General features: G+C 69.9%; 15 protein-coding genes and 1 riboswitch. Of the genes, 12 read left to right on the top strand and 3 right to left on the bottom strand.

Translation table 11 applies throughout. The features are described from left to right. Window position 1: 1 nt before the first annotated feature. Together argF and BQ8008_RS04800 are read right to left on the bottom strand one after the other, a co-directional pair. Window positions 2-1,009 (bottom strand): ornithine carbamoyltransferase, encoded by a 1,008-nt coding sequence (gene argF / locus BQ8008_RS04805; RefSeq protein WP_108833031.1) that lies wholly within the window; start codon window positions 1,007-1,009, stop codon window positions 2-4. A gap of 86 nt (window positions 1,010-1,095) precedes the next feature. Then, window positions 1,096-2,319, bottom strand: a complete 1,224-nt coding sequence (locus tag BQ8008_RS04800) for an arginine deiminase (RefSeq protein WP_108833030.1) — start codon at window positions 2,317-2,319, stop codon at window positions 1,096-1,098. A gap of 344 nt (window positions 2,320-2,663) precedes the next feature. Here BQ8008_RS04800 and BQ8008_RS04795 point away from each other — a divergent pair, with 344 nt between their 5' ends. The 12 genes from BQ8008_RS04795 to BQ8008_RS04740 all read left to right on the top strand — a co-directional run bounded on the left by BQ8008_RS04795 (window position 2,664) and on the right by BQ8008_RS04740 (window position 25,916). Next, window positions 2,664-3,311 (top strand): HAD family hydrolase, encoded by a 648-nt coding sequence (locus BQ8008_RS04795; RefSeq protein WP_234415232.1) that lies wholly within the window; start codon window positions 2,664-2,666, stop codon window positions 3,309-3,311. 39 nt (window positions 3,312-3,350) lie between these two features. Continuing rightward, the gene (gene fmt / locus BQ8008_RS04790) at window positions 3,351-4,325 is read left to right on the top strand and encodes a methionyl-tRNA formyltransferase (protein ID WP_108834675.1); all 975 of its coding nucleotides are present in this window, start codon (window positions 3,351-3,353) and stop codon (window positions 4,323-4,325) included. A gap of 206 nt (window positions 4,326-4,531) precedes the next feature. After that, complete coding sequence (locus BQ8008_RS04785) at window positions 4,532-5,923, top strand: RsmB/NOP family class I SAM-dependent RNA methyltransferase (protein WP_108833028.1); 1,392 nt, start codon at window positions 4,532-4,534, stop codon at window positions 5,921-5,923. 40 nt (window positions 5,924-5,963) lie between these two features. Beyond that, on the top strand, window positions 5,964-6,632 hold the full coding sequence (rpe, locus tag BQ8008_RS04780; RefSeq protein ID WP_199908020.1) for a ribulose-phosphate 3-epimerase: 669 nt from the start codon (window positions 5,964-5,966) through the stop codon (window positions 6,630-6,632). 388 nt (window positions 6,633-7,020) lie between these two features. After that, a complete protein-coding gene (locus BQ8008_RS04775; protein WP_108833027.1) occupies window positions 7,021-8,865 on the top strand; it encodes an ATP-binding protein in 1,845 nt (614 codons plus the stop codon). A 66-nt stretch (window positions 8,866-8,931) separates the two neighbouring features. Next, window positions 8,932-10,500: an acyl-CoA carboxylase subunit beta gene (locus BQ8008_RS04770; protein WP_108834671.1), complete on the top strand. Its 1,569-nt coding sequence runs from the start codon at window positions 8,932-8,934 to the stop codon at window positions 10,498-10,500. A gap of 115 nt (window positions 10,501-10,615) precedes the next feature. Then, a complete protein-coding gene (locus BQ8008_RS04765) occupies window positions 10,616-20,068 on the top strand; it encodes a type I polyketide synthase (protein WP_108833026.1) in 9,453 nt (3,150 codons plus the stop codon). A gap of 134 nt (window positions 20,069-20,202) precedes the next feature. Then, window positions 20,203-20,736 (top strand): holo-ACP synthase AcpS, encoded by a 534-nt coding sequence (acpS, locus tag BQ8008_RS04760; RefSeq protein WP_108833025.1) that lies wholly within the window; start codon window positions 20,203-20,205, stop codon window positions 20,734-20,736. Between the two features lie 72 nt (window positions 20,737-20,808). Then, window positions 20,809-22,302, top strand: a complete 1,494-nt coding sequence (putP, locus tag BQ8008_RS04755) for a sodium/proline symporter PutP (protein WP_108833024.1) — start codon at window positions 20,809-20,811, stop codon at window positions 22,300-22,302. A gap of 27 nt (window positions 22,303-22,329) precedes the next feature. Continuing rightward, window positions 22,330-23,490: a glycerate kinase gene (locus BQ8008_RS04750; protein ID WP_108833023.1), complete on the top strand. Its 1,161-nt coding sequence runs from the start codon at window positions 22,330-22,332 to the stop codon at window positions 23,488-23,490. 71 nt (window positions 23,491-23,561) lie between these two features. Continuing rightward, window positions 23,562-23,712, top strand: a riboswitch (FMN riboswitch). A gap of 134 nt (window positions 23,713-23,846) precedes the next feature. Next, window positions 23,847-24,809, top strand: a complete 963-nt coding sequence (locus BQ8008_RS04745; RefSeq protein WP_108833022.1) for an ABC transporter permease — start codon at window positions 23,847-23,849, stop codon at window positions 24,807-24,809. Window positions 24,810-24,857: 48 nt separating this feature from the next. Beyond that, on the top strand, window positions 24,858-25,916 hold the full coding sequence (locus tag BQ8008_RS04740) for an ABC transporter substrate-binding protein (protein WP_108833021.1): 1,059 nt from the start codon (window positions 24,858-24,860) through the stop codon (window positions 25,914-25,916). 41 nt (window positions 25,917-25,957) lie between these two features. Here BQ8008_RS04740 and hisG read toward each other — a convergent pair whose 3' ends face one another. Further along, a complete protein-coding gene (gene hisG / locus BQ8008_RS04735) occupies window positions 25,958-26,803 on the bottom strand; it encodes an ATP phosphoribosyltransferase (protein ID WP_108833020.1) in 846 nt (281 codons plus the stop codon). Window positions 26,804-26,822 lie beyond the last annotated feature (19 nt).

The following is a 26,822-nucleotide window of genomic DNA, read 5'->3' as shown; positions in this document are numbered from 1 at the left end:
CTCAGTCCCAGTCTCCGAGGGTTGCGACCATGACGGCCTTGATGGTGTGCATGCGGTTCTCCGCCTGGTCGAAGGCGACGTTGCGCTCGGTCTCGAAGACGTCGTCGGTCACCTCCAGGCCCTCCATGCCTGTCTTGGTGAAGATGTCCTCACCCACGGTGGTGTTGCGATCATGGAAGGCCGGTAGGCAGTGGAGGAACTTGACGTCGGGGTTACCGGTGGCCTGCACCAGCTCGGCGTTGACCTGGTAGGGGCGCAGCAGGGCGATGCGCTGGTCCCACACCTCCTTGGGCTCACCCATCGAGACCCACACGTCGGTGTATAGGAAGTCGACTCCCTTGACACCCTCAGCGGCGTCGTCGGTGACGAGGACACGGGCTCCGCTCTTCTCCGCCAGCTTCTTGGCCTGGGCCACCACCTCAGGAGGTGTCTGCAGCTCTGCGGGCGCCACCATCCGCACGTCCATCCCCATCAGGGCAGCGGAGATGAGCAGCGAGTTGGCCACGTTGTTACGGGCGTCCCCCAGGTAGGCGAAGGAGATCTCCTCGATCGGCTTGCCCGTGTGCTCCAGCATGGTCAACTGGTCGGCGAGCATCTGGGTGGGGTGCCACTCGTCGGTCAGCCCGTTCCACACCGGCACCCCCGAGAGCTCGGCCAGGGCCTCGACGTGCTCCTGCTTCTTACCGCGGAACTCGATGCCGTCGTAGAAGCGGCCCAGGACCCGGGCGGTGTCCGCCACCGACTCCTTGTGACCCATCTGCGAGCCCGAGGGGTCCAGGTAGGTGACCTGGGCGCCCTGGTCATAGGCGGCCACCTCGAAGGAGCAGCGCGTACGAGTCGAGGTCTTCTCGAAGATGAGCGCGATGTTCTTGCCGGTCAGCCGCTTCACCTCACGACCGGCCTTCTTGTCCTCCTTGAGCTGAGCCGCCAGCTTGAGCAGGATGCTCCACTCATCGGCAGTGAAATCAAGCTCCTTGAGGAAGCTGCGGTTGTGCAGGGGGTGGGTCATGAGGACTCCTTCGTCTGGGTGGTTGAGTGTTTGAGTGGGTGATGGGTTGTCTTCATTGACGCCGAAGGCGCTGATGGGGGACCGGCTCAGGCGACCGGGTCCCGCAGGATCGGGCAGCTCATGCAGTGCGGGCCGCCGCGCCCGCGACCGACCTCTGAGCCCGGGATCGTCAGGACCTCGATACCGTGGGAGGTGAGGTACTCATTGGTGTTGACGTTGCGCTCGTAGGCGACGATGACGCCGGGGGCGACGGCCAGTGAGTTGGAACCATCGTCCCACTGCTCGCGCGCGGCGGCCATGGAGTCCTGAGGCGTGATGAGGACGGTGAGGTCGTCGATGCCCAGTGCCTGGGCGATGACGCGGTACATGTCCTCCGGGTCGTTGCGGGTGACGCTGATCTGTCCGTCGCCTTCCGGACGCACAGTGAGTGTCGGCAGCATCCCCAGGCCTCCGTAGACGGTGAAGGTGCCGGCATCGACCATGGTCATGACCGTGTCCAGGTGCATCTGCGCGCGCGTCCGCTTCATCTCGACGGCGACCACATGGTTGACCTTCCCCGCGGCGAAGAGCCGGCTGGCGAGCCTCTCGATGCCCTGGGCGGTGGTGCGCTCCGAGACCCCGACCAGGACGGCGCCGTTGCCGATGATCTGCACGTCTCCACCCTCGACAGTGGCGGGACCGGCCTGGGTGCCCTCGGACCACACGGGGAAGTCGGCGTTCGCGAAGCGGGGGTGCCAGCGGTAGATCGCCTCGTAGTTGATGGTCTCGCGCTGCCTGGCCGGCATTGTCATCGAGTTGATGGACACGCCGTTGTAGACCCAGCACGACGTGTCGCGGGTGAACAGGTGGTTGGGCAACGGCGCCAGGAGCAGGTCGTCGTCGTTCATGGAGGCCAGCACCAGGGAGTCCGGGCAGGAGGTGCGCTCCAGCAGCTCGGCCTTGGTGATGCCGGCGATGAGGATCTCGGCCAGGTCGGCTCCGGACAGCCCCTGAGCCAGGGCCCGCATCGGCTCGGCGGCAATGGGGCCGTTGGTGTTCTCGTTGATGACCCGGTCCAGGACATAGTCCCTGGCCTCGGGCACCTCAAGGGTCTCGGCCAAGAGGTCGCCGAGGTAGAGCACCTCGACGTCGCGATCAGTCAGCACGCGTGCGAACTGATCGTGCTCCTCCTGGGCCCGCTCGAGCCACAGGACGTCGTCGAACAGGAGGTGGTCCTTGTTCTGCGGAGTGAGCCTGAGCATCTCACCTCCAGGCCTGTGCAGGATGACCTGCCGAAGCCTCCCGATTTCGGAATCCACGGAAAGATCCATGACTCCCTCTCTGACACAGCACTGTGTCGTTGACGTGGATCATGATACATATCACGAGCTCTGACGATTGAAATGGTACGCTTGTACCGGATTGGTACGAGCGTACCAGAGTCATTGGTGGTTGAGAAGCCCCTGATGTGAAGGAAGTTCAGGACGGAGTGATCAGACCTCTGCAGCCGGTACGTGATACTGGTCCCACCAAATGATGATGCCGTCGGCGGGGCCTTCAGGTGCGTCCCGGCCTACGGTGGGCCCGTTTCGGCCTTGGTAGAGGTCATACAAATGCTGCCGGCCCTCGGTCCGAGGAGGGGTCCTCGGGCGAGGACCGTGGAAGGATGTCGGACATGACCGCACCTCCCACCGGCCCCGTGAACGCGGTGGTCCTCGACTACGGCAACGTCCTGTACACCTGGGACCCGGTGGCCGCTGTGGCCGGATACGTGCCCCTCGATGCCTGGGACGAGTTCGCGACCGACGGCGGGTTCCTCGCCTGGAACGAGCGGCTGGATCTGGGGCAGCCCTTCGAGCAGGTGCTCAGCGACTACGCTCGCACTCATCCCGACCGCCCCGACTGGACAGAAATCCTCTCCCTGTATCGCGAGCGCTTCCCCTCCTCACTGACCGGCCCCGTTCCCGGGATGGCGGCCCTGCTCAACGACCTGCTCGAGGCAGGAGTGCCGCTGTACGGCCTGACCAACTTCGATGCCGAGCCCTTCGAGCAGGCCCGACTCCTGGTGCCTCAGCTCGAGCGCTTCACCGGCATCGTGGTCTCCGGGCGCGAGCACCTGGCCAAGCCCGATGCCGCCATCTTCGAGCTGCTCCTTCAGCGCTACGGACTGCAGGCCCGCAGCACCCTGTTCGTTGACGACTCGGCCCCCAACATCCGAGCCGCGGGCGACCTCGGCCTGCGCACCCACCACTTCACCGGGGCGGGACGCCTGCGGGCCGAGCTCGTCGAGCTGGGTCTTCTTCCTGCGCCGCGCCAACGATGAACCCCGGCTTGTGCAACGCAGGGCCGTAGCATGGGGCTCATGCGTGTGCTGTTCGCCGGAACCCCCGAGGTAGCCCTCCCCACCCTGGAGGCCCTGATCGCCAGTGAGCACGACGTCGTCGGAGTGCTCACCCGCGCTGACGCCCGCAGGGGCCGCGGTCGCACACTGCACCCCTCACCGGTGGCCGCCGTGGCCCGCGAGGCCGGGCTCGACGTGCGAACCCCCTCCACCCTCAAGGGTGAGGCGGCCGACGAGGTGCGCACCTGGGTGCGTGAGCTCAAGGCGGACGTCGCCGTCGTGGTCGCCTACGGGCGCCTGGTTCCGGCCGACATGCTGGACGTGCCCGAGCACGGGTGGCTGAACCTCCACTTCTCCCTGCTGCCGGCATGGCGCGGAGCGGCCCCCGTCCAACGCGCGATCATCGCCGGAGAGGAGGTCACCGGGGCCTGCGTGTTCCGCCTCGAGGAGGGGCTCGACACCGGCCCCGTCTACGGCCGCATCACCGAGGCGATCGGTGCGAGCGACACCAGCGGCGACCTCCTGGAGCGCCTGGCGCGTGCTGGCGCCCCCCTGGTCCTCGACGTCCTGCGGCAGGTAGAGGAGGGAGCCGTCCAGCCCGAGCCGCAGGACGGGGCGCTGGCCACCTTGGCTCCGATGCTCTCCACCGCGGACGGGCGGGTCCGCTGGGAGGACCCGGCTCTGACGGTCGATCGTCGGATCCGGGGCGTGACTCCGGCCCCGGGGGCTCACACCAGCTACCTCGGCGCCAGGTTCCGCCTGGGACCGGTCACCCCCGTCCCCGAGGTGACGGATCTCCTGCCCGGTCAGGTGCGCGCCTCCAAGCGCGAGGTCCTCGTGGGGACCGGGGGCTGCGCGGTCCGCCTGGGGCGGGTGGCACCCGCAGGACGCAGCTGGATGCCCGCCGACGCCTGGGCCCGTGGAGCCCGCCCGGAAGTGGGCACCGTCCTGGGAGCTCCGGCCCCTGAGACCGGCGACAATGAGAGGCTGAGCTGATGGGCGAGCGATCGGCACGCCGGGGTGCACCAGGCGGTCACAGTGAGCGCCGCAGCGGCGGAGTCGGACGACGACACGGCGGCCGTAGCGTTCAAGGCGACCGAAAGAGCGGGCATGACCGAGGACGACGCACCCGCAAGCCGGACGGCGCACGGGCGAGTGCGCGCCCGCGTTCGCCTCAACGGCGGTCGGATCCGGCGCGCCGGGTGGCGCTGGAGGTACTCACCCGGGTGCGCCGGGACGACGCCTTCGCCAACCTCCTCCTGCCCGAGCTGCTGGACTCCGCCGACATGGACCGGCGTGACGCCGGATTCGCCACCGCCCTGACCTACGGAACTCTGCGCTTGCAGGGACGCTACGACGCCATGATCGCCACCTGCACGGACCGACCCCTGGAGCAGATCGATCCGGCCGTGCTCGATGTCCTGCGTCTGGGGGCCCACCAGCTCATGGGGATGCGCGTGGCCCAGCACGCCGCCGTGAGCACCACCGTGGACCTGGCGGCCGACTCCTGCGGGCGCGGCTCCGCCACCTTCGTCAACGCGATCATGCGCCGGCTCAGCGGTCAGGACCTGGAGGCGTGGCTGGTCCTTCTGGGCCGGGACGCCCCCGATGAGACGGTCGCCCTGGCCCGTACCCAGTCCCACCCCGAGTGGATCGTCAAGGCGCTGCGCCAGGCCCTGGTCAAGCACGGTCGCAGCGCCGAGGAGCTGGAGGCGCTCCTGGTCGCCGACAACGCCGACCCCGAGGTGACCCTGTGCGCCCGACCCGGTCTCATCTCCCCTGAGGCCCTGGCAAAGGCTGCCCGCAAGGCCGACCGGGTCCACGACGTCGAGCCCCGCCTGGGGCGAATCAGTCCTCTCGCCGTTGTCATGGACGGGGGAGACCCCGGCAGGATCGAGGCGATCCGAGACTCCCGTGCCGGGGTCGAGGACGAGGGCAGCCAACTGGTGGCGCTCATCGCCGCTGAGGCCCCGCTCGAGGGCCGCGACGAGCGCTGGCTCGACCTGTGCGCCGGTCCCGGGGGCAAGGCTGCGCTGCTGGCCGCGCGGGCCGCCCAGAAGGGCGCTCACCTGCTCGCCAACGAGGTGAGCCCTCACCGGGCCGATCTGGTGCGCTCCGCCCTGCGCGCAGTTCCACGCGACGTGGCCCGGGTGCGCTGCGGGGACGGACGAGGCATCGGGCGCGATGAAGCGGCAGCCTACGACCGGGTGCTGGTCGACGCGCCCTGCACGGGTCTCGGTTCGCTGCGTCGTCGGCCGGAGGCCCGGTGGCGCCGGAGGCCGCAGGACGTCACCGTCCTGGCCGAGCTTCAGCGCGAGTTGTTGGCCAGTGCGCTGCGCGCCGTGCGGCGCGGCGGAGTGGTGACCTACGTAACCTGCTCACCGCACGCCCTGGAGACGAGCCTCGTGGTGCGAGACGTCACCCGTCTCCTGCGGAGTGAGGGCCTGAACACGGAGATCCTGCACGCCGGGGACCTCGCCACCAGGCTGGCGCCCCAGCCGCCGGCCGGCGCCGAGCGCGAGATGCTCCAGCTCTGGCCCCACCTCGACGGAACCGATGCGATGTTCTGCGCCCTGCTGCGACGCACCAGCTAACACACGACGACACCATGAGCACATCATGAGGAGCATCCCGATGACGGCCATCCATCCCTCGATCCTCAACTGCGACATCGCCCACCTGGCCGACGAGCTCGACCGGGTCACAGGTACTGACGGTGCGGACGGGATCCACGTCGACGTCATGGACAACTACTTCGTGCCCAACCTGTCCTGGGGGCTGCCGGTGGTCGAGGCGGTGCTGGCCCACACCACGCTGCCCGTGGACGCCCATCTCATGATCCGCGACGCCGACCGCTGGGCCCCGGCCTACGCAGAGGCCGGCTGCCAGATCGTCACCCCCCACGCCGAGGCCACCACCGCCCCGGTGCGCCTGGCGCGCGAGCTTCACCGGCTCGGCGCCGGCGCAGGAATCGCGTTGAGGCCCGCCACCCCCCTGGGAGCCGTTGCCGGCGTCCTGGGGGAGTTCGACCTCCTCCTGCTCATGACCGTGGAACCGGGCTTCGGCGGCCAGTCCTTCATCGAGTCGATGCTGGCCAAGATCCGCCGTGCCCGCGAGCTGGTCGGGGCCGGGGGGCTCGACCTGCGTGTGCAGGTGGATGGTGGCATCACCGCTCAGACGATTGAGCGCGCAGCGGAGGCGGGAGCCGACGTCTTCGTCGCCGGCTCGGCGGTCTACCGGGCCGACGACGCCCTGGCCGCCGTCCGTGAGCTGCGCAAGGCGGCATCCTCCCACCGGCACTGAGATCTCGCTGATCGTCGATGCTCGACGACGATTGGCGCTCCGACCCACTTCTGAGAAAGGAGATGCTCATGAGGTAGATGTGACTAGCGGTGCAGCGAGATGTCGCACTCAGTAGGCCTTGTGGGAAACCTCAAAGACCTTCAAGTGGCGAAAGGTGCCTTTGCGAGGCACCCGTTATGCCGCAGCATTGCTGGGGTCTCGGTTGTTGCACCAACGCAACTCCCGGTCTTTGTGAGGTTTCCACAAATGGAATGTGGTGCTCTGACCACGTAACGTCGTCGTCTAGCGGATCTGTCGACCTGCGCTTGTAGGGAAGGCACGGATCCGCCACCCCGGCCCAAGGTAGGGCCCCGCCGCAAACCCCATCGTCCAGGCAAGGAGACTCTTGGTGACCCTCTCCCGCATCCTCATCGCCAACCGCGGTGAGATCGCACTGCGTATCGTGCGAACCGCCCGCGACCTCGGGGCGATGTCGATCCTCCCGTACACGCCTGAGGACCTGATGAGCCCGGCGGCCGAGCTCGCCGACGAGGCCTACGCGCTGCCCGAGGGCTCGTCCTACACCGACGCAGCCGCAGTCCTCGAGCTGGCCCGTGCCACCGGCGCCGACGCCGTCCACCCCGGTTACGGGTTCCTGTCCGAGAACGCCGATTTCGCCCGCTCGATCATCGAAGCCGGCATCACCTGGGTTGGTCCCTCGCCCGAGGCCATGGACTCCCTCGGCGACAAGATGAGCGCCCGCGCCACCGCTGAGCGGGCCAAGGTCGCCCCGGTACCCGGCATCACCGACTCGGTCACCGATGCCGATACCGTTATCAGCTTCGCCGCCACCCACGGCTACCCAGTCGCCCTCAAACGCACCGACGGCGGAGGCGGACGCGGTATCACCGTCCTGCACAATGACGACGAGGTCAGGTCCACCCCCGCCTTCGAGTCCGCGGCACTGGGCGGTGGCACCCTCATCCTGGAGCGCTTCGTCACCGCTGCGCGCCATATCGAGACCCAGTGCGCCCGCGACTCCCACGGTGGTTTCGCCGTTGTCTCCACCCGCGACTGCTCCCTGCAGCGACGCAACCAGAAGCTCCTTGAGGAGGCTCCGGCCCCCTTCCTGCCCGAGGGCGTCCACGACCGTCTCGTCGAGGCATCCCGCCGCCTCCTGGAGACGGTCGACTACGTCGGGGTGGCCACGTGCGAGTTCCTCCTGACCCCCGAGGGCGACCTGTGGTTCCTGGAGGTCAACCCCCGCCTTCAGGTGGAGCACTGCGTCTCCGAGGAGGTCACCGGCACCGACCTGGTCGAGGTCCAGCTGCGCATTGCCGAGGGCGGCCACCTCAGTGAGTTCAACGAGCCCCGCGGCCACAGCCTGGAGCTGCGCATCACCTGCGAGGACCCCTCCCGCAGCCTGGCTCCCTCCACCGGTGCCATCACGCGCCTGCGCTGGCCGGCCGGCCCCGGCATCCGCATCGAGTCCGGTGTCACCGAGGGCGACGTCGTCACCCCCATGTTCGACCCGATGCTCGCCAAGATCGTCGTCACCGGTTCCAACCGGGAGCAGGCCATCGCCCGCGCCCGGCGAGCCCTGCGCGAGACGGTCGTCGAAGGCGTCACCGTGTGCACGGCCCTGCACGCGGAGGTCCTGGAGCGCTCCGCCTTCACCACCCCGGACGAGGCCGGCCGCCTGACAGTGACCACACGGTGGATCGAGAACGAGGTGCTGCCTGACCTGGCCGAGGCCGCGTCGTCGCAGTCGGACGGCTCTCAAGCCGCCTGTGAGGCGGTCGCCAACCCGCGTACCCGTTCCAGCTACATCATCGAGCTCAACGGCCGGCGGATGCAGCTGACCCTGCCCGACGGGATCCTCGCCCCCACCAACCCGGCGCGCAGCTTCAGCCAGCGCAGCAACCGGGCCCAGCCGCTGCGTGGCCGCTCCGGTGGCGCCGCACGCTCACCCCGCGGCACCACCTCCGGTGACAACGAGGCCACCTTCTCCGAGCCCGGCGTCATCGCCGCCCCCATGCAGGCCATCGTCACCCGTATCTGCGTCGAGCCCGGCCAGCAGGTCTTCCAGGGCGATCTGCTCGTGGTCCTGGAGTCCATGAAGATGGAGAACTACGTCCACGCCCTGAGCGACGGGACCATCTCGGAGATCCCCGTCAGTGCCGGTCGCACCGTCTCCGCCGGTGATGTCCTGGTGCGCATGAGCACCCCCGAGAACGACTCTGAGGAGGCCTGAACCGTGAGCACCGACTCCAGCACTGGTGCCAGCACCGCAGCCGGAGCGCCGTCACAGGGCGCCACGATGGCGGACTCGCCCTCGACCTCGGCCTTCCGCCAGCGCATCGCCCGCGTCGACCGTGAGGCCGAGGAGCGCGCCGCCTCCCGGCAGCACGCCAAGGGCAAGCGCACCGCCCGGGAGCGCATCAACGACCTGCTCGACGACTCCACCTTCCTGGAGATCGGCCGCTACACCGGCTCCGGAGCGGGGGAGAAGGCCCGCCCCTCCGGCGTCGTGACCGGCTTCGGACAGATCGACGGCCGTCAGGTGGCCGTCTACTCCCAGGACTTCTCCGTCTCCGGAGGCGCCCTGGGCACCATCGAGGGGGACAAGATCGTCCGACTCCTGGACGATGCCCTGCGCCTGCGCATCCCCGTCATCGGGCTCATCGACTCCGGCGGCGCCAAGATCCAGGAGGGCGTGGGTGCCCTGCGTCAGTACGGGCGCATCTTCAACCGCACCTGCGCCGCCTCCGGCCTGGTCCCGCAGATCAGCGTCATCCTGGGTCCCTGCGCCGGCGGCGCCGTCTACAGCCCGGCGCTGACCGACTTCGTCATCGCCACCCGCCAGGCCTCCCACATGTTCGTCACCGGTCCCGACGTCGTGCGCGCCACAACCGGTGAGCAGATCAGCGCCGAGGACCTGGGCGGCGCACAGATCCACGGCTCGGTCTCCGGCGTCGTCCACTACGTGGCCGACGATGAGGAGGACGCCCTGGGGCAGGTGCGCAACTTCCTGGCCTATCTGCCCTCCTCTGCCGAGCTCGATGCTCCCATGTACGCCTACGACGACACCGACGCCCAGGCCGATGCCGAGGCCGCCCGCAGCGTCGGCGAGATCGTCCCGGCCTCCACCCGCCAGGCCTACGACGTCGTCGAGGTGGTCTCGGCGGTCGTCGACCACGGTGAGCTCGTCCAGGTTCAGGAGGAGTTCGCCGCCAACGTCGTGGTCGGCTTTGCCTGCTTCGAGGGCCACCCCGTGGGGATCGTCGCCAACCAGCCGCTGGTGGACGCCGGCACCCTGGATGTCGACGCCTCCGAGAAGCTCGCCCGCTTCGTGCGCTTCTGCGATGCCTTCGGGCTGCCGGTGGTCACCTTCGTCGACGTTCCCGGCTACCGGCCCGGCGCCGAGCAGGAGCACGCCGGCATCATCCGCCGCGGAGCAAAGGTCATCAACGCCTACGCCACCGCCACCGTGCCCCTGGTGACAATTGTCCTGCGCAAGGCCTACGGTGGCGCCTACATCGTCATGGGATCCAAGGCCATCGGCGCCGACCTCAACTTCTGCTGGCCGGGAGCCGAGATCGCCGTCCTGGGCGCCGCCGGCGCCGTCGGCATCATCCACCGCCGCGACCTGGCCAAGGTTCACGACGAGCAGGGCAAGGAGGCCGCCGCCGCCGAGCACGAGCGGCTCGTCGCCGAGTACACCGACGCCGTCATCAACCCGGACAAGGCCGTGGCCATCGGGGAGATCGACGCCGTCATCGCCCCCGAGGACACCCGCAGCGTCATCGTCGACTCACTGGCCGCGCTGCGCGCCAAGAACGACGCCCGCCCCGACTCGCCCAAGAAGCATGACAACATCCCCCTCTGAATCCCACTCCGACCCCGGCTTGCGGCCTGACGCCCCAGCCTCATCCGACCTCAGTTCTGGTACCCGTTCTGAGCTCTCCGACCACGCCGTCGCAACACCGAAGGACACCACTATCGTGCACACGACCTCGCAAGCCCCCAGCCCCGCGACCACGATCGCTGAGCGCCTGAGCGGAGGCGAGCCCTACATCATCACCTTCGGTGGCCAGGCCACCCCCTGGCGCCAGACGCTCGCCGACCTCGTCTCCTTGGACCAGGCGCTGGCCGACGACGTCGTGGCCGTGGACCGGGCCGTGTCCGAGCGCCTGGCTCCCGTGGCCACCGATCTGCTCACCGTGACCCCGCGCGGGTCAAGGCTCCTCGACGATGCGGCCGCGCCGGTCGTGCCCCAGCACCGCACCACCGCCGACGGTGCCGACGTCTCCGTGCCCGGCATTCTCATGGCCCAGCACGCCGCCCTGGCCTCGCTTCCGGCAGCCGGCATCAACACCGTCACCCACGCCCCGGTGGGCGCCATCGGCCACTCCCAGGGCGTCCTGGGAGTCAGCCTCCTCGAGGCCGTGCGGGCCTCGGACCGCGAGAGGATCATCGAGGTCCACGCCATCGCCCGCCTCATCGGCGCCGCGGCCACCCGCACCACCCGCCGCCTCGACCTGGGTACGGTGGGGGAGTCCACCCCCATGCTCTCGGTGCGCGGCGTGACCCGCAGCGTGCTCGACGCCGTCCTGGCCCGGGTCCCCGGCTCCGAGAGGATCTCCGTGGGGGTCACCAACGGGCTCCAGGCTCATATCCTCTCCGGGCGACCCGCCGACCTCGAGCGCGTCGTCACCGCCCTGGAGGCGGCCGCCGCCCGCAGCGCCAAGGCCCGCAAGAACCGCCGCCGCGGCGGCGCCGTCCTGGCCCCGGTCACCGAGTTCCTCACCACCTCGGTTCCCTTCCACACCCCGCTGCTGGCCAACGCCGTCGACGACGTCGCCGCCTGGGCGGCCGACTGCGGCCTGGATGGAAAGCTCGCCCGCGACCTGGCCACCGCCGTGCTCATCGACCCGGTCGACTGGCCCGGTCTGGTCACCGGCGCCCTGGGCATCGGCTCGGCCGAACCAGTGCGCACCGTCCTGGACCTGGGTCCGGGCAACGTGCTGGTCCGTCTCACCGAGGGCGTCGTGGCCGGCACCGGCACCACGGTCGTGCCCGCGGGGACTGCCAAGGCCATCGACGACCTCGACCGCGCCGGCGTCGCCCCGCAGCCCAGCGTCGACCGCTCCCGCTTCGCCCCGCGCATCACCCGCCTGCCCGACGGCCGCCTCACCCTGGACACGGCCTTCACCCGCCTGACCGGCCGCAGCGCCGTCCTCCTGGCCGGGATGACCCCCACCACCGTGGACCCCGCCATCGTGGCGGCGGCCGCCAACGCCGGCTACTGGGCCGAGCTCGCCGGTGGTGGGCAGACCACCCCCGCCGTCCTGGCCGAGAACCTCGAGGGCCTGGAGGAGGCGCTCGAGCCGGGCCGCACCGCGGCCTTCAACGCCATGTTCATGGACCGCTACCTGTGGAACCTGCACCTGGGTACCCAGCGTCTGCTGTCCAAGGCCCGCGCCGGCGGCGCCCCCATCGACGGCATCACCATCTCCGCAGGCATCCCTGAGCTCGACGAGGCCACCGCCCTGCTCGAGCGCCTCCACGCCGAGGGCTTCCCCTACATCGCCTTCAAGCCCGGCACCGTGGACCAGATCCGCCAGGTGCTGGCCATCGCGCGCGCCGTGCCCGACAGCCCCGTCATCATCCAGATCGAGGACGGACACGCCGGTGGCCACCACTCGTGGGAGGACCTGGACACCATGCTCCTGGCCACCTACGACGCCATCCGCGCCGTCACCAACGTCGTGCTCGTCGTCGGAGGCGGAATCGGTACGCCCACCCGTGCAGCCGACTACCTCACCGGCCGCTGGGCAGAGGCCTACGGCACGGCCGCCGCCCCCGTCGACGGCGTCATGATCGGCACCGCCGCCATGACCTGTCTGGAGGCCAAGACCAACGACGACGTCAAGCAGCTCCTCGTCGACACCCCCGGAATCCCCGAGGACTCCGGGGTCGAGGGCGGCTGGGTCGCCTCCGGGGAGTCCATCGGCGGTATGACCTCCGGCCTGTCCCACCTGCGTGCCGATCTCTACGAGATCGACAACTCCTCGGCCCGCGCCTCGCGCCTCATCCAGGAGCTCGCCGGTGACGAGGCCGCCATGGCCGCTCGCCGTCAGGAGATGATCGACGCCCTGGCCAGAACCGCCAAGCCCTACTTCGGCGACGTCGAGGAGATGACCTACCTCGAGTGGGCCACCCGTTATGCCGAGCTGTGCGTCGCCCCGCACGAGGGTCGCCCCGCCACCCGCGCCGACTGGGCCGACGAGGGCTGGTACGACCGCTTCATCGACCTGCTGCACCGCGTCGAGGCCCGCCTGAGCCGGGCGGACCACGGCGAGATCCCCACACTCTTCGCCGACTACGACGCCGTTATCGACTCCGACTCCGCCCTGGCCGCCCTGGCCGAGCGCTACCCGTCGGCTGCCTCCACCCTCGTGGAGCCCGTCGACGCCGCCTGGTTCGTCGACCTGTGCCGCAAGCACCCCAAGCCCGTGCCCTTCGTGCCCGTGGTCGACGCCGACATCCTGCGCTGGTGGGGCACCGACTCCCTGTGGCAGTCCCAGGACCCGCGCTACACCGCCGACCAGGTGCGCATCATCCCCGGTCCCGTGGCCGTCGCCGGCATCACCACCATCAACGAACCCGTCGGTGAGCTGCTGGGCCGCTTCGAGACCGCCGCCGTCGAGGCCCTCCACGACGCCGGCACCGGCGAGCAGGAGGCAGCCGGCCGCCTGGGCGCCGCCCCCGCCGTGGCCGACGGGGCGCTGGCCGCCCCTGTGGCCGACGCCAAGGAGCTCGTCCAGGTCGCCCCCCACGTCCTGTGGAACGGTCACCTGACCGTCAACCCGGCCATCGTCCTGGGTGACGACGCCTACAACGTCGTCGCCCGCCCGGACGTCGCCGAGGACGCCTACGACCTCGACATCCGCCTCGACACCCACTGGGATGGTACCCCCGGCGGCGACGACATCCACGCGGTGCGCCGTCTTGTGGTGCCGCTGCGGCTGGCCCGCGCCTGGGACGGTGCCGCCCCGCTGGTCGACCCCGAGCGCATCAGTGAGACGATGAACGACCTGCTGCGCGCCACCGCCGGTGTGGGAGCTGTGTCCATCACCGGTGACGACGTCGACCACCTGCCCGAGGTCCGCCCCGCGCAGGCCGGAGCCACGGACGCCCTGGGGCGTCCCGCCACCCAGCCGTTCGGCACCATCCACGGCTCCTTCACGCTGGCGAGCACCCTGGGTCACGACCACGCCTCGGTGACGGCCGACGCGCTGCCGGTGGACCTCTCGGCCGCCCCGTTCGTCCCCGACGCCCTCCTCGGCCCCTGCTGGCCGGTGGTCTACGCCGCCCTGGGCAGCGTCGTCGAGGACGGCATGCCGCTCATCGAGGGGCTGCTCGGTGCGGTCCACCTGGACCACACCATCGACCTGCACCTCACCCTCCACCAGCTCCAGGCGGCTGCGGCCACCACCAGCCCCACGATCAACGTCACCGGCTGGGTCGCTGCCCTGGAGGAGTCCAGTGCCGGCCGCGTCGTTGACGTGCGCCTGGAGCTGACCGACGCCGGCGACGGCACCCTCGTGGCACTGATGCGCGAGCGCTTCGCCATCCGCGGCCGTGCCTCGGGCAACGCCGTGCCCAGCGCACCCGAGCTCGCCGGTGGCACCGGACGCGAGACCGCCCCCGCCGCCCGCCGCATCCTGCGCCGTACCACCGTCACCGCGCCGGCGGACATGACGGCCTTCGCTCGGGTCACCGGCGACTTCAACCCGATCCACACCTCCTACAACGCCGCCCACGTGGCCGGCATGGACGCTCCGCTCGTCCACGGCATGTGGCTGTCGGCCACCGCGCAGCAGGTGGCGGCCTCCACCGCCGCCGACGGCTCCCGCCACGTCCTGGCCGGCTGGACCTACGTCATGACCGGACCGGTGGAGCTGGGCGACGACGTCGAGATCACCGTGGAGCGCACCGGCCTGGTGGTCGGCGGCGGCTACGTTCTGGAGGTCGTGTGCCGCATCAACGGCGAGGTCGTCTCCCGCGGCACCGCCGTGACGACGCCCGAACCAACCGCTTACGTCTACCCCGGCCAGGGCATCCAGACCCCCGGCATGGGCCTGGATGAGATGAGCTCCTCCAAGGCCGCCCGCGCGGTCTGGGAGCGGGCCGACGCCCACACCCGCGCCGAGCTGGGCTTCTCCGTCATCAACCTGGTGCGTGACAACCCCACCGAGATGACCGCCCGCGGCATCACCTACCGCCACCCCGAGGGCCTGCTCAACCTCACCCAGTTCACCCAGGTGGCCCTGGCCACCGTGGCCATGGCAACCACCGCGCGCCTGGCCGAGGCCGGTGCCCTGGTGGATAACGCCGCCTTCGCCGGCCACTCCCTGGGCGAGTACACGGCCCTGAGCGCCTACGGGCGCGTCATGCCCGTGGAGACGACGATCTCGATCGTCTTCCAGCGCGGCTCCACCATGCACTCACTGGTGCCCCGCGACGCCGACGGCGCCTCGAACTACCGCATGGGCGCCCTGCGCCCCAACCAGGCAGGGCTCAAGGCCGACGAGGTCGAGGCCTACGTGCAGTCGATCTCCCAGGAGACCGGCGAGTTCCTCCAGATCGTCAACCACAACCTGGCCGGGGTCCAGTACGCCGTGGCCGGCACGATCAAGGGCCTGGACGCCCTGGCCGCGGACGCCCGAGCCAAGGCCAAGGCCCGTGGGGGCAAGAACCCCTTCATGTTCGTGCCCGGCATCGATGTGCCCTTCCACTCCGAGGTGCTGCGCCCCGGTGTCCCGGAGTTCCGCGGCCGCCTGCTCGAGCTCGTCCCCGACGACCTGGACATCGAGCGCCTCGTGGGCCACTACGTGCCCAACCTCGTGGCCCGTCCGTTCGCGCTGACCCAGGACTTCGCTCGCTCGATCCTCGAGGTCGTGCCCTCCGAGCCCGTCAAGGAGATCCTGGCCGACTGGGACTCCTGGGCGAAGCGCCCCACCGAGCTGGCCCGCGTCCTGCTCGTCGAGCTCCTGGCCTGGCAGTTCGCCTCCCCGGTGCGCTGGATCGAGACCCAGGAGGTCCTGCTGGCCTCCCCGAACGAGGGCGGCCTGGGGATCGAGCGCATCATCGAGGTGGGCCTGGCAGGCTCGCCCACCCTGGCGAACCTGGCCACCAACACCCTGCGCCTGCCCCAGCACGCCGGGCGCCACGTCACCGTGCACAACGCGCGCCGCGACGAGGCCCGGGTCCTGGCCACCGACACCGACCCCGCCGTGGAGCTCACCGAGCCGGAGTTCGACGTCCCGGCCACGCAGGAGCCCGCCGCCGAGGCCGGCGCCCCTGCAGAGGCGGCTGCCGCCACGCCGTCCCCGGCCCCCGCGGCCGAGGCCGCACCCGCTCCTGCGGCTCCGGCCGCCGGCGGGCCGGTCGATGACCTGGCCTTCGGGGCGACCGACGCTCTGACGGTGCTGCTGGCCCACGCCTCGCGCATCCGCCCCGAGCAGATCGGCGCCACCGACACCACCGAGACGCTCACCAACGGGGTCTCCTCGCGCCGTAACCAGCTCCTCATGGACCTGGGAACCGAGCTCGAGCTCGCCTCCATCGACGGCGCCGCCGACGCCGACATGACCGCCCTGGCGGCCACGGTCGCCAAGGGCGCCCCCGGTTACAAGGCCTTCGGCCCCGTCCTCACCGAGGCCATCCGCGTGGGTCTGGGCCGTCTCCTGGGCCCCTCGGGCGTGCGCGCCTCACGGATCGCCGACCGCGTCACCGGCACCTGGGGCCTGGGACAGGGCTGGGTCTCCCATGTGACCGCCGCCCTGTTCCTGGGTACCCGTGAGGGCTCCTCGATGCGCGGCGAGGATCTGGCCTCCCTGGGGTCCTCGGCCCCGCTGACCAGTGCCGGCGCCGTCGACACGCTCATCGACGCCGCAGTTCAGGCCGTCGCCGCCGACCACGGCGTGGCCGTCTCCAAGCCGAGCGCCGGTGGCGCCGGCGGAGCGGTCGTCGACTCCGCCGCTCTGGACGCCTTCGCCCAGAGCGTCACCGGCGATGAGGGCGTTCTGGCCACCACGGCCCGCACCCTCCTGGACGCCCTGGGCCTGGCCGAGAAGGCCACTGTCCCAGCTGACGCCGACGACGAGGCCGCCCGAACCCGCGCCGCCCTGGCGGCCCTGGACGCCGAGCTCGGCGCCGGATGGGTCAAGTCCGTCACCCCGGCCTTCACCGCCGAGCGCGCCGTCCTCATCGACGACCGCTGGGCCACGGCCCGCGAGGACGTCGCCCGCCTCGGTTCCGGCGAGACCAACCTGGACGCCTCCCGCCACCTCCTGGCGCCCGAGCGCTTCGTGGGCCTGGGACAGGCGGTGGCCGACCACGCCACCTGGTGGGCGAAGCAGGTGAAGGGCTCCGAGCTGGCCGACGCCGCCGAGCGCGCCGCACTCCTGACCGGGATCGCGCAGGCAGCCCCGGAGGCGCCACGGGCCGGTGACCCCACGGTCCGCTGGTCCGAGGACGTCGCCGTCGTCACCGGTGTGGCCCCCGGGTCCATCGCCGCTGCCGTCGTCGGCGAGCTCTTGGCAGGAGGGGCCACCGTGGTGGCCACCAGCTCGCGCCTGACCCACGAGCGCCTGGAGTTCGCCACCACCCTCTACCGCGAGCACGCCGCGGCCGGCGCCAAGCTGTGGATGGTTCCCGCGAACCTGTCCTCCTACCGCGATGTCGACGCCCTGGCAGAGTGGATCGGCAATGACCAGGTGGTCACCTCCGGCGGCTCCACCAAGGTCGTCAAGGAGGCCCTGGTTCCCACCCTCCTGTTCCCCTTCGCCGCACCGCGCGTCTCCGGCACGCTGGCCGACGCCGGCCCCGCCGCGGAGTCCCAGACCCGTCTGCTGCTGTGGTCGGTGGAGCGCACCATCGCGGCCCTGAGCGCGATCGGCACCGACACCCACGTCGACCACCGCCTCCACGTGGTGCTGCCAGGTTCCCCGAACCGAGGCACCTTCGGCGGTGACGGCGCCTACGGCGAGGTCAAGTCCGCCCTGGACGCGATCGCCAACCGCTGGTCCTCCGAACGGGTCTGGGCCCAGCGCGTCACCCTGGCCCACCCGCGCATCGGCTGGGTCAGGGGGACCGGCCTCATGGGTGGCAACGACCCGCTCGTTGCCGCCGTCGAGGCCGCCGGGGTCCGCACCTGGGCCACCGAGGAGATCGCCTCCGAGCTGATCGACCTGTGCACCACCGAGGTGCGTACCCGCGCCGCTGAGGCTCCCGTGGACGCCGACCTCACCGGCGGGCTGGGTGACGACATCGACCTGGTGGCCCTGCGTGAGAGCGCCGCCGCCCAGGCGGCCGCACCCACCCAGGAGAGCGAGGCTCCGGCCGTCATCAAGGCCCTGCCCACCCCGGTGGTCCCGACCCAGCCCACCGCCCCCCAGTGGGGCGAGGTGAGCGCCGACCTCGATGACCTGGTCGTCATCATCTCCACCGGCGAGGTCTCCACCTGGGGCTCGGGCCGCACGCGCCGCGAGGCCGAGCTGGGCATGAGCGGCGGGGAGGACGTCGACCTGACCGCCGCCGGCGTCCTCGAGCTCGCCTGGGGCATGGGTTTGCTCACCTGGCAGGACAGCCCCAAGGCCGGCTGGTACGACACCGACGGCGAGCTGGTCGAGGAGTCCGACATCCTGGACCGTTACCGCGACGAGGTCGTGGCCCGCTGCGGTATCCGCGAGTTCGTTGACGACGGTGTCATCGCGCCGATCGCCGATGAGGAGGTCACCGTCTACCTCGACCGCGACATCACCCTGTCGGTTCCCGACGAGGCCACGGCCCGTACCATCGAGGTCTCCGACCCCGAGCACACGCTCGTGGTGCCCGACGCCGAGACCGGAGAGTGGACCGTCACCCGCCTGGCCGGCTCGCTGGCCCGGGTGCCGCGCCGTGCTGCCCTGTCGCGCACGGTCGGTGGCCAGTTCCCGCGCGACTTCGACCCGGAGCGCTGGGGCATCCCCGCCTCGATGACACAGGGCATGGACCCGATCGCCTCGTGGAACCTGGTCACCGCCGTCGACGCCTTCCTGTCGGCCGGCTTCACCCCGGCCGAGCTGCTCAAGGCCGTCCACCCCTCCGACGTGGCCTCCACGCAGGGAACCGGGTTCGGCGGTATGGAGTCGATGCGCAAGATGTTCGTCGGCCGGTTCCTGGGTGAGGAGCGTCCCAGCGACATCCTCCAGGAGGCCCTGCCCAACGTCGTGGCCGCCCACGTCATGCAGTCCTACATCGGCGGCTACGGCGCCATGGTCCAGCCGGTGAGCGCCTGCGCCACCGCGGCCGTCTCCATCGAGGAGGGCTGGGACAAGATCGCCCTGGGCAAGGCCGACGTCGTCGTTGCCGGCGCCATCGATGACATCTCGATCGAGTCCGTCGTCGGCTTCGGCAACATGAACGCCACCGCGGAGGCCGCGGCCATGCGGGCCAAGGGCATCTCCGACCGGCACTTCTCACGCGCTAACGACCGCCGTCGCGGCGGCTTCGTGGAGGCCGAGGGCGGCGGCACGGTGATCCTGGCCCGCGGATCGGTGGCGGCCCAGCTGGGCCTGCCGGTCGCCGGCGTGGTCGGTTTCGTCTCCTCCTACGCCGACGGCGCCCACACCTCGATCCCGGCTCCCGGCCTGGGGGCTCTGGCCGCAGGCCGCGGCGGGCGCAGTTCGCGCCTGGCCAAGGCCCTGGCCGCCCTGGGCGTGGAGGCCGACGACATCGCGCTGGTCTCCAAGCACGACACCTCCACCGGGGCCAACGACCCCAACGAGTCCGAGCTGCACACGCGCCTGGCTCGTGCCCTGGGACGCTCCGAGGGCAACTCACTGGTGGCGGTCTCACAGAAGACCATCACCGGTCACGCCAAGGGCGGTGCCGCGGTCTTCCAGGTCGCGGGCCTCACCGAGATCCTCGCCTCCGGCGTGGCTCCCGGTAACGCCTCCCTGGACGTCGTCGACGTCCCGCTGGCCAAGGACTCCTTCTGGGTGTGGCCACGTCGCCCCATCCGCCTGGCCGGTCGCGGCGGCGAGGACGGGCGCGTCCCCGGCGCCGGTCCGGTGCGTGCGGGACTGCTGACCTCGTTGGGCTTCGGGCACGTCTCGGGTCTCATCGCGATCGTGCACCCCGGCGCCTTCGAGGCCGCGCTGCGTCAGGCCGCGGGCCAGGAGGCGGTCGACGCCTGGCTGGCCTCCGCCAACGCCCGCCTGGCCGCAGGCACCCGGCGCCGTCGCGCCGGCATGATCGGTCGGGCTCCGCTGTTCGAGCCGGTTCAGGGCCGTCGCCTGGGCGAGGAGTCCAAGCAGCGCGACCCGCACGAGGTCGAGGCCGCCATGCTGCTCGACCCCGACGCGCGCCTGGGCGCCGACGGCGTCTACCACGCCGGCGAGTGAGTTCATCACGATAGCGGACAGGGCCGGTTCTACAGACGGTATCCAGCGTCTGTAGAACCGGCCCTGTTGTGCTCACGTGGAATTGTCAAAGGATGTGCGTCAATGATTCGTAAGTTTTACTTCATGAGGGTTCCATGACGACTGAGCCGCAGTTTCCGGACATGCCGAAGACTTCCGCCGGGGCAACCGTTCTGGCGGTGGGCACGGACCTGGTGCATATTCCGGACTTCGAGACCCAGCTCGATCAGCCCGGCACCGTCTTCGCGCAGCAGGCCTTTACTGCGCGTGAGCTCCGTGATACCCATCGTCGAGCACAAGAAAAGGGATCGCGTCCGGCACAGCACCTGGCGGCGAGGTGGGCGGCCAAGGAGGCCTTCATCAAGGCCTGGAGCCAGGCGCACGCACAGTACGCCGAAGGTCGCGGGCACAGTGCTTCTCCGGTTATCCTTGCCGAGGACGTCGACTGGCGTGAGATTGAGCTTGTCACCGATCGATGGGGACGGCCGTCCCTGCGTCTGAACGGCGCTATTGCCCACGGCGTTGAAAACAGTCTTGGACAGGAGGTATTGACCCCTGAGTGCTGGCCGGTTTCTCTGAGCCATGACGGCGACTATGCGGTCGCGATCGTGCTGCATGCGCAGTGGGACCGAGCCCATGCAAGAAAATAGCGGAGACCCTGGTTCTGTCGCGCGCAGCCGGCCGCGATATGTCTCGCCGCTGAATGATGTGAGGACACATGAATGACTGACGCTACCTATCAGGCGATCGCAATGATCGTCTACTTCGTGGCCATGCTCGCCATCGGAGGCTGGGCCTATCTGCGAACGGACAACTTCGACGACTACATGCTCGCCGACCGAGACCTCAATCCCTGGGTGGCGGCCCTGTCCGCCGGAGCCTCGGACATGTCGGGGTGGCTGCTCATGGGACTACCAGGTGCCCTGTACGCCAGCGGCCTGGTCGGGGGATGGATCGCCGTCGGCCTGACGATCGGGGCCCTGGCGAACTGGCTGCTCGTCGCCCCCCGCCTGCGCGCCTACACCGAGGTCGCCAACAACTCCATCACTGTCCCCAGCTTCCTGGACAACCGCCTGCACGACACCCGCCGGCTGCTGCGCTGGTCCAGCGGTCTCATCATCCTGGTCTACTTCACCTTCTACGTCTCCTCCGGCATGGTCGCCGGCGGACGGTTCTTCGAGTCCTCCTTCGGGATGGACTACCACCTGGGCATGGTCATCGTCGCCGCCATCACGGTGGTCTACACGCTCATCGGCGGGTTCCTGGCCGTGTCCTACACCGACTTCATCCAAGGACTCATGATGGTGGCCGCCCTGATCATGGTGCCCATCGCCGGGGTCATGCACGTCGGCGGACCGTCCAACCTGGTCAAGGCCGTCTCCGAGGTCGACCCCCACTACTGGGCCCTCTGGGGCCCGACGACGACGATCATCGGAGTCATCTCGGCTCTGGCCTGGGGCCTGGGCTACTTCGGCCAGCCGCACATCATCGTCCGCTTCATGGCCATCCGCAGGCCCAAGGAGGCTGTGGCCGGCTGTGTCATCGGGATCGGCTGGATGCTCTTCGCCGTCCTCGGCGCGGCCGGCACCGCAGTCGCCGGCGTGGCCGTCTACCAGCACGACAAGAGCAAGCTGGCGGACCCGGAGACCGTCTTCATCACGCTGGGAAAGCTGCTCTTCCACCCGCTGGTCGCCGGATTCATGCTGGCCGCCATCCTCGCCGCGATCATGTCGACGATCTCCTCCCAGCTGCTCGTCACCTCCTCGGCACTCATCGAGGACCTGTACGGCTCTATCGCCCGTACCCGGACCAACGAGATCAGCGGTAACCGGATGGTGCTCTACTCGCGCATGGCGGTCTTCGCGATCGCCCTGGTTGCGGCCGTCATGGCCTGGAACCCCAGCAAGACGATCCTCGACCTCGTGGCCTTCGCCTGGGCCGGTTTCGGGGCCTCCTTCGGGCCGACCGTCCTGCTGTCCCTGTACTGGAGGCGTCTGAGCGCCATGGGTGCCTTCGCCGGCATGATCACCGGTGCCGTCATCGTCATGGTCTGGGGGAACGTCTCCGGAGGGCCGGGTGACATCTTCGAGCTCTATGAGATCGTGCCGGGTTTCCTGGGCAACCTGGCCGTGGCCTGGGCCGTGTCTCGCACGAGCCGGCCCTCGGAGGAGATCTCCCAGGAGTTCGAGGCCGCCGTCACCGCCTCCCGTTCATAGCCGGGCGAGGCGGACCGTGCCGTGCCCATGAGGATCGTCGTCGCCCCCGACTCCTTCAAGGAGTCCATGACGGCTGTCCGAGCGGCCCGGGCCATGACGGCCGGAGCGCGAGACGCACTGCCGTCGTGCGTGGTGGACCAGGTCCCGGTCTCTGACGGCGGGGAGGGCTTCGCCGAGGCCGTCACCACGGCCTGGGGCTGCTCGTGGCAGGAGGTGACCACCGTCGACGCCCTGGGCCGCCCCCGGATGGCGGGTTTCGGGCTCGACGGCGATCGCGCCGTCATCGACCTGGCCTCCAGCGTGGGACTGGAGCACATCGCGCCGGGGGAGCGGGACGTCATGAGCTCCTCGACCACCGGGCTGGGCCGCGTCATCACCGCCTCGGTCGACGCCGGGGCCCGCTCACTGCTCATCGGACTGGGCGGATCGGCCTCCAACGACATGGGCCTGGGGATGCTTGTGGCGCTAGGAGCCAGGTGCCTTGACGAGCAGGGACACAAGGCGGAACCAATCCCCGCAGAGTTCTCTCGCATCCAGCGGATCGAGGTTGAGCCGGCTCGACGGCGGCTTGAGGGCGTGAGCATCACGGTGGCCGGTGACGTGACGAATCCGCTCACGGGTCCCCACGGTGCGGCTGCCGTCTTCGGCCCGCAAAAGGGACTGACCGGGCCGGCCATTGCACAGGTCGACGGTGAGATGACGCGCCTGGCCTGCGTCCTGGGCCTGAGCCAGTGGGTTTCCCATCCAGGCACCGGTGCGGCCGGCGGTGCAGCCTTCGCCCTGGCCGCCGTACTCGGGGCGGAGATCACCGCCGGCATCGACCAACTGACTCGGGTTGTAGGGCTGCGTGAACGACTGGAGTCAGCCGACCTGCTGATGACGGGCGAGGGGGCGCTGGACAGGCAGTCCTTGGACGGCAAGGCGGTCAGTGGAGTGCTCCACCTGGCCCGGGAGTGCGGTGTACCCTCCATGGTCTTCGCCGGACGGGTCAGGACCGATGCCCGGGCTCGACGTCGTCTGGCCGACCTGGGAGCCCAGGACATCATCCAGATCTCCGATTCTTCGGAGCCGTTGGAGACGTCTTTGCAGCGGGGCCCGGATCGTCTGCGCCGGGCGGTTGCGGACGCTGTGCGTCACTTTTCCGCCGGTGATGCCCACTCGAACCACGCTTCGAACGACATCCTGTGAGCGCGCACATAACCATTGAGAAGTGAAGGGTATCGCCGTAGGACCATCCGCGTTGTATGCTGACTGCCAGCAACGTGCTCCGGGGTCGGTGAAAGTCCGAACCGGCGGTAACAGTCCGCGACCCGCTCGTGCCCTGACTGCCTCACGCAGTCAGGAATTCAGCGGTTGAGCCGGTGGAACTCCGGCACCGACGGTGAAAGTCCGGATGGGAGGATGCACGTGGTGCCCAGCGGGGGAGACCCCGTACCGCAGAATGGCGGCCTCGGCTCCACGACCTCACAGGGTCGGTCGAGTGCCGGACTGCGCGGGCACCCAGCACGTGTGTGCGCCGATCGACGACGCACGGGCGGACCCCGGTGCAGTCCGGGGCACTCGTTCCCGGAAGGACCCGGGAGGAGACCGCCGTGTACAGCCCCAGCCCCGCCGGCAAGGTCACGCACGCCCAGTCGCTCCGTGCCGTCGCATCCAGCGATTCGTCTGAGCCCCCACCCTCTTCGTTGGCTTCCTCGTCCAGGCCGCCGGCCCAACGCCGACGTCGCATCCGCGCCGCCGAGCAGCACGGGCCCTGGCCGGCCATCGGTTTGGGCGCCGCTCTACTGATCATCTGGCAGGTTGCCACCACCTCCGGCTCCGTCCCCGAGATCTTCCTGCCCAGTCCTCTCGCCGTCGTCGAGCGCCTGTGGCTGAACCTGACCCAGGTGGGGCTGGGGTGGAAGGCCTGGGTAACGCTGCGCGAGGCTCTGCTCGGATGTCTTCTGGCCGCCGTCTTCGCCCTGCCCCTGGCCTGGGGGCTGTACCGCTGGCGGCTGTTCTCACGCGCCGTCCTGCCCTACGTCGCCGCGAGCCAGGCGGTTCCCGGCGTCGCCGTGGCTCCCCTGCTAGTCCTGTGGATCGGCTACGGAACCCTGCCGGTCGTGGTCCTGTGCGCCTTCATGGTCTTCTTCCCCATCACGATCACGGTGCTGCTGGGACTGCGCAGTCTGGACGCCGATGTCATGGACGCAGCCCGGCTCGACGGCGCCCACGGTCTGAGCATGCTCATCCACATGGAGCTTCCCATGGCCCTGCCCGCGATCTACACCGGGCTGCGCACCGGCTTCACGCTGTCAGTCACCGGCGCGGTCGTCGGCGAGCTCATCATGGGCGGCGAAGGCCTGGGGACAGTGCTCTCCACGCAGCAGAGCCGGGGTGATACCACCGGCGTGTTCGCCACGATCACCCTCCTGTGCGTCCTGGCCACCTCCATCCACTGGGAACTCCACGAGCTCGAGCGACGCAGCCGCACCGTGGACGCCCTACGCGGCAGGAACATTACCTGAGCACCTCGCAGTCCCAGCTCCTCACCTTCTGAAGAATTAGGAAACATCATGGCCCTCACCACCATTACTCGCACCGGCTTCTCCCACCCGGCTCTCTCGCGCCGCCACCTGCTGGCCGGCAGTCTGGCGCTGACCGGGACCGGCATGCTCGCCGCCTGCTCCTCGGGAACCGCCAGCCGCGCAGCCTCCGCCTCGGCCTCCGGAGGCGGCGGTGCACTGACCATCGGCCTGACCTACACACCGAACATCCAGTTCGCCCCCTTCTACATGGCCACGAAGGACGGTAAGTACGCCACGGGTGTGGAGCTACGCCACCACGGCGCGCAGGAGGGACTCTTCGACGCCCTTCAAAGCGGACAGGAGCAGCTGGTCGTCGCAGGTGCCGACGAGGCGGTAGTGGCCGTCTCCAACGGGAGCGACCTCGTCGTCGTCGGTGGCTACTACCAGTCCTACCCGGCCTGCCTCATCGTGCCCGAGGACTCCTCAATCAACACTCCGGCGGACCTGAAGGGCAAGACCGTCGGCACACCGGGACGCAAGGGGGAGACCTGGTACGCCCTCCAGCTGGCCATGGACACGGCCTCCCTGACCGAGTCCGACCTGACGATCCAGGACATCGGCTACACCCAGCAGGCGGCACTGGTCGGCGGCAAGGTCGACGCCGTCGTCGGCTTCTCCAACAACGACGCGATCCAGGTCGGTCAGTCCGGAACGGCCGTGCGCACTATTCAGGTCGCCGATCAGGTCCCTCTCATCGGAGTCTCACTGGTGACGAGCCACTCCGTGCTGGAGTCCCGTCGCCAGGATCTTCAGTCAGCGGTCAAGGCCTCGATCGAGGGGATGACGGCATTCGTCAAGGATCCCGACGCTGCGGTCGATGCGTCCAAGGAGCACGTGCAGGACCTGGTGGACGCCACTCAGGCAGCCCGCGCACGAGAGGTCGCCGTGGCCACCGGCAAGCTGGTCAGCGGTGACGGCTCTCATCCCATCGGCTCGGTGCGAGTCGATGACTTCACCCCGATGATCGAGTTCCTCTCCTCCCACAAGCTCCTGGGGGACACGAAGACGCCCCAGGCGGCCGATGTGTGCGTACCTCTGGGGCAGTAGCCATCAGAGGAGCAGCTCGAGGCGGCCGTCGGAATAGCCGGCTACAGTCGGCAGGCCAGCAGTGAGGACACGAGGATGGCGCGCGCCCCGACCTCGTAGAGCTCGTCCATGACCCGGTTCATGTCCACCCTCGGAACCATGGCGCGCACCGCCACCCAGTCGGGGTTCTGCAGCGGAGAGACGGTGGGGGACTCGATACCCGGAGTGAGGGCCGCCGCCAGGTGCAACTTGTTCATGGGGATGTCGTAGTCCACGAGCACGTAGGCGCGGGCGCGCAGCACCCCCTCCAGGCGACGCACGAGGGTGGCCAGTCCGGGCTCACCACGATACTGCTCGGTGGTGATGAGCACCGCCTCGCTGATGAGAATCGGGGCGCCGAAGGTCTCCAGACCTGCTGCTCGCAGCGTCGTGCCGGTCTCGACGACGTCGGCGATGAGGTCGGCCACGCCCAGCTGGACGGAGGACTCCACGGCGCCGTCGAGGTGAACGGTCTGGGCATCCACACCTTGGGAGGCCAGGTAGCTGCGCACCAGGACGTCGTAGGAGGTGGCCACGCGCCGCCCGGCGACATCGGCCAGGGAAGTCATCGTGCCCTTGGGAGCGGCGAAGCGGAAGGTGGAGCGGGCGAAGCCCAGGGGCAGGTGCTCGACGGCGTCGACCCCGGAGTCCAGCAGCAGGTCACGTCCGGTGATGCCTGCGTGCACGGTGCCCTGGCCGACGTACACGGCGATGTCGCGCGGACGCAGGAAGAACAGCTCGACGTCGTTGGCCTCGTCGACGAGCACGAGCTCGCGCCCCGTGCGGCGGGTGCGGTAGCCCGCCTCGGAGAGCATGGTGATGGCGGGCTCGGACAGCGAGCCCTTGTTGGGGACGGCGATACGCAGCACGGCGGTTCCTGATCTGTGG

The organism is Actinomyces sp. Marseille-P3109 (assembly GCF_900323545.1).
GTDB lineage: Bacteria > Actinomycetota > Actinomycetes > Actinomycetales > Actinomycetaceae > Actinomyces.
Note: the sequence above shows the minus strand (reverse complement) of the source record. Positions and strands in the feature narration are given on the sequence as shown.

What these genes read in the sequence shown, in the direction of transcription:
- argF (WP_108833031.1), bottom strand. Translation starts at nt 1,009, where the DNA reads ATGACCCACCCCCTGCACAACCGCAGCTTCCTCAAGGAGCTTGATTTC.
- BQ8008_RS04800 (WP_108833030.1), bottom strand. Translation starts at nt 2,319, where the DNA reads ATGGATCTTTCCGTGGATTCCGAAATCGGGAGGCTTCGGCAGGTCATC.
- BQ8008_RS04795 (WP_234415232.1), top strand. Translation starts at nt 2,664, where the DNA reads ATGACCGCACCTCCCACCGGCCCCGTGAACGCGGTGGTCCTCGACTAC.
- fmt (WP_108834675.1), top strand. Translation starts at nt 3,351, where the DNA reads ATGCGTGTGCTGTTCGCCGGAACCCCCGAGGTAGCCCTCCCCACCCTG.
- rpe (WP_199908020.1), top strand. Translation starts at nt 5,964, where the DNA reads ATGACGGCCATCCATCCCTCGATCCTCAACTGCGACATCGCCCACCTG.
- BQ8008_RS04770 (WP_108834671.1), top strand. Translation starts at nt 8,932, where the DNA reads ATGGCGGACTCGCCCTCGACCTCGGCCTTCCGCCAGCGCATCGCCCGC.
- acpS (WP_108833025.1), top strand. Translation starts at nt 20,203, where the DNA reads ATGACGACTGAGCCGCAGTTTCCGGACATGCCGAAGACTTCCGCCGGG.
- putP (WP_108833024.1), top strand. Translation starts at nt 20,809, where the DNA reads ATGACTGACGCTACCTATCAGGCGATCGCAATGATCGTCTACTTCGTG.
- BQ8008_RS04750 (WP_108833023.1), top strand. Translation starts at nt 22,330, where the DNA reads ATGAGGATCGTCGTCGCCCCCGACTCCTTCAAGGAGTCCATGACGGCT.
- BQ8008_RS04740 (WP_108833021.1), top strand. Translation starts at nt 24,858, where the DNA reads ATGGCCCTCACCACCATTACTCGCACCGGCTTCTCCCACCCGGCTCTC.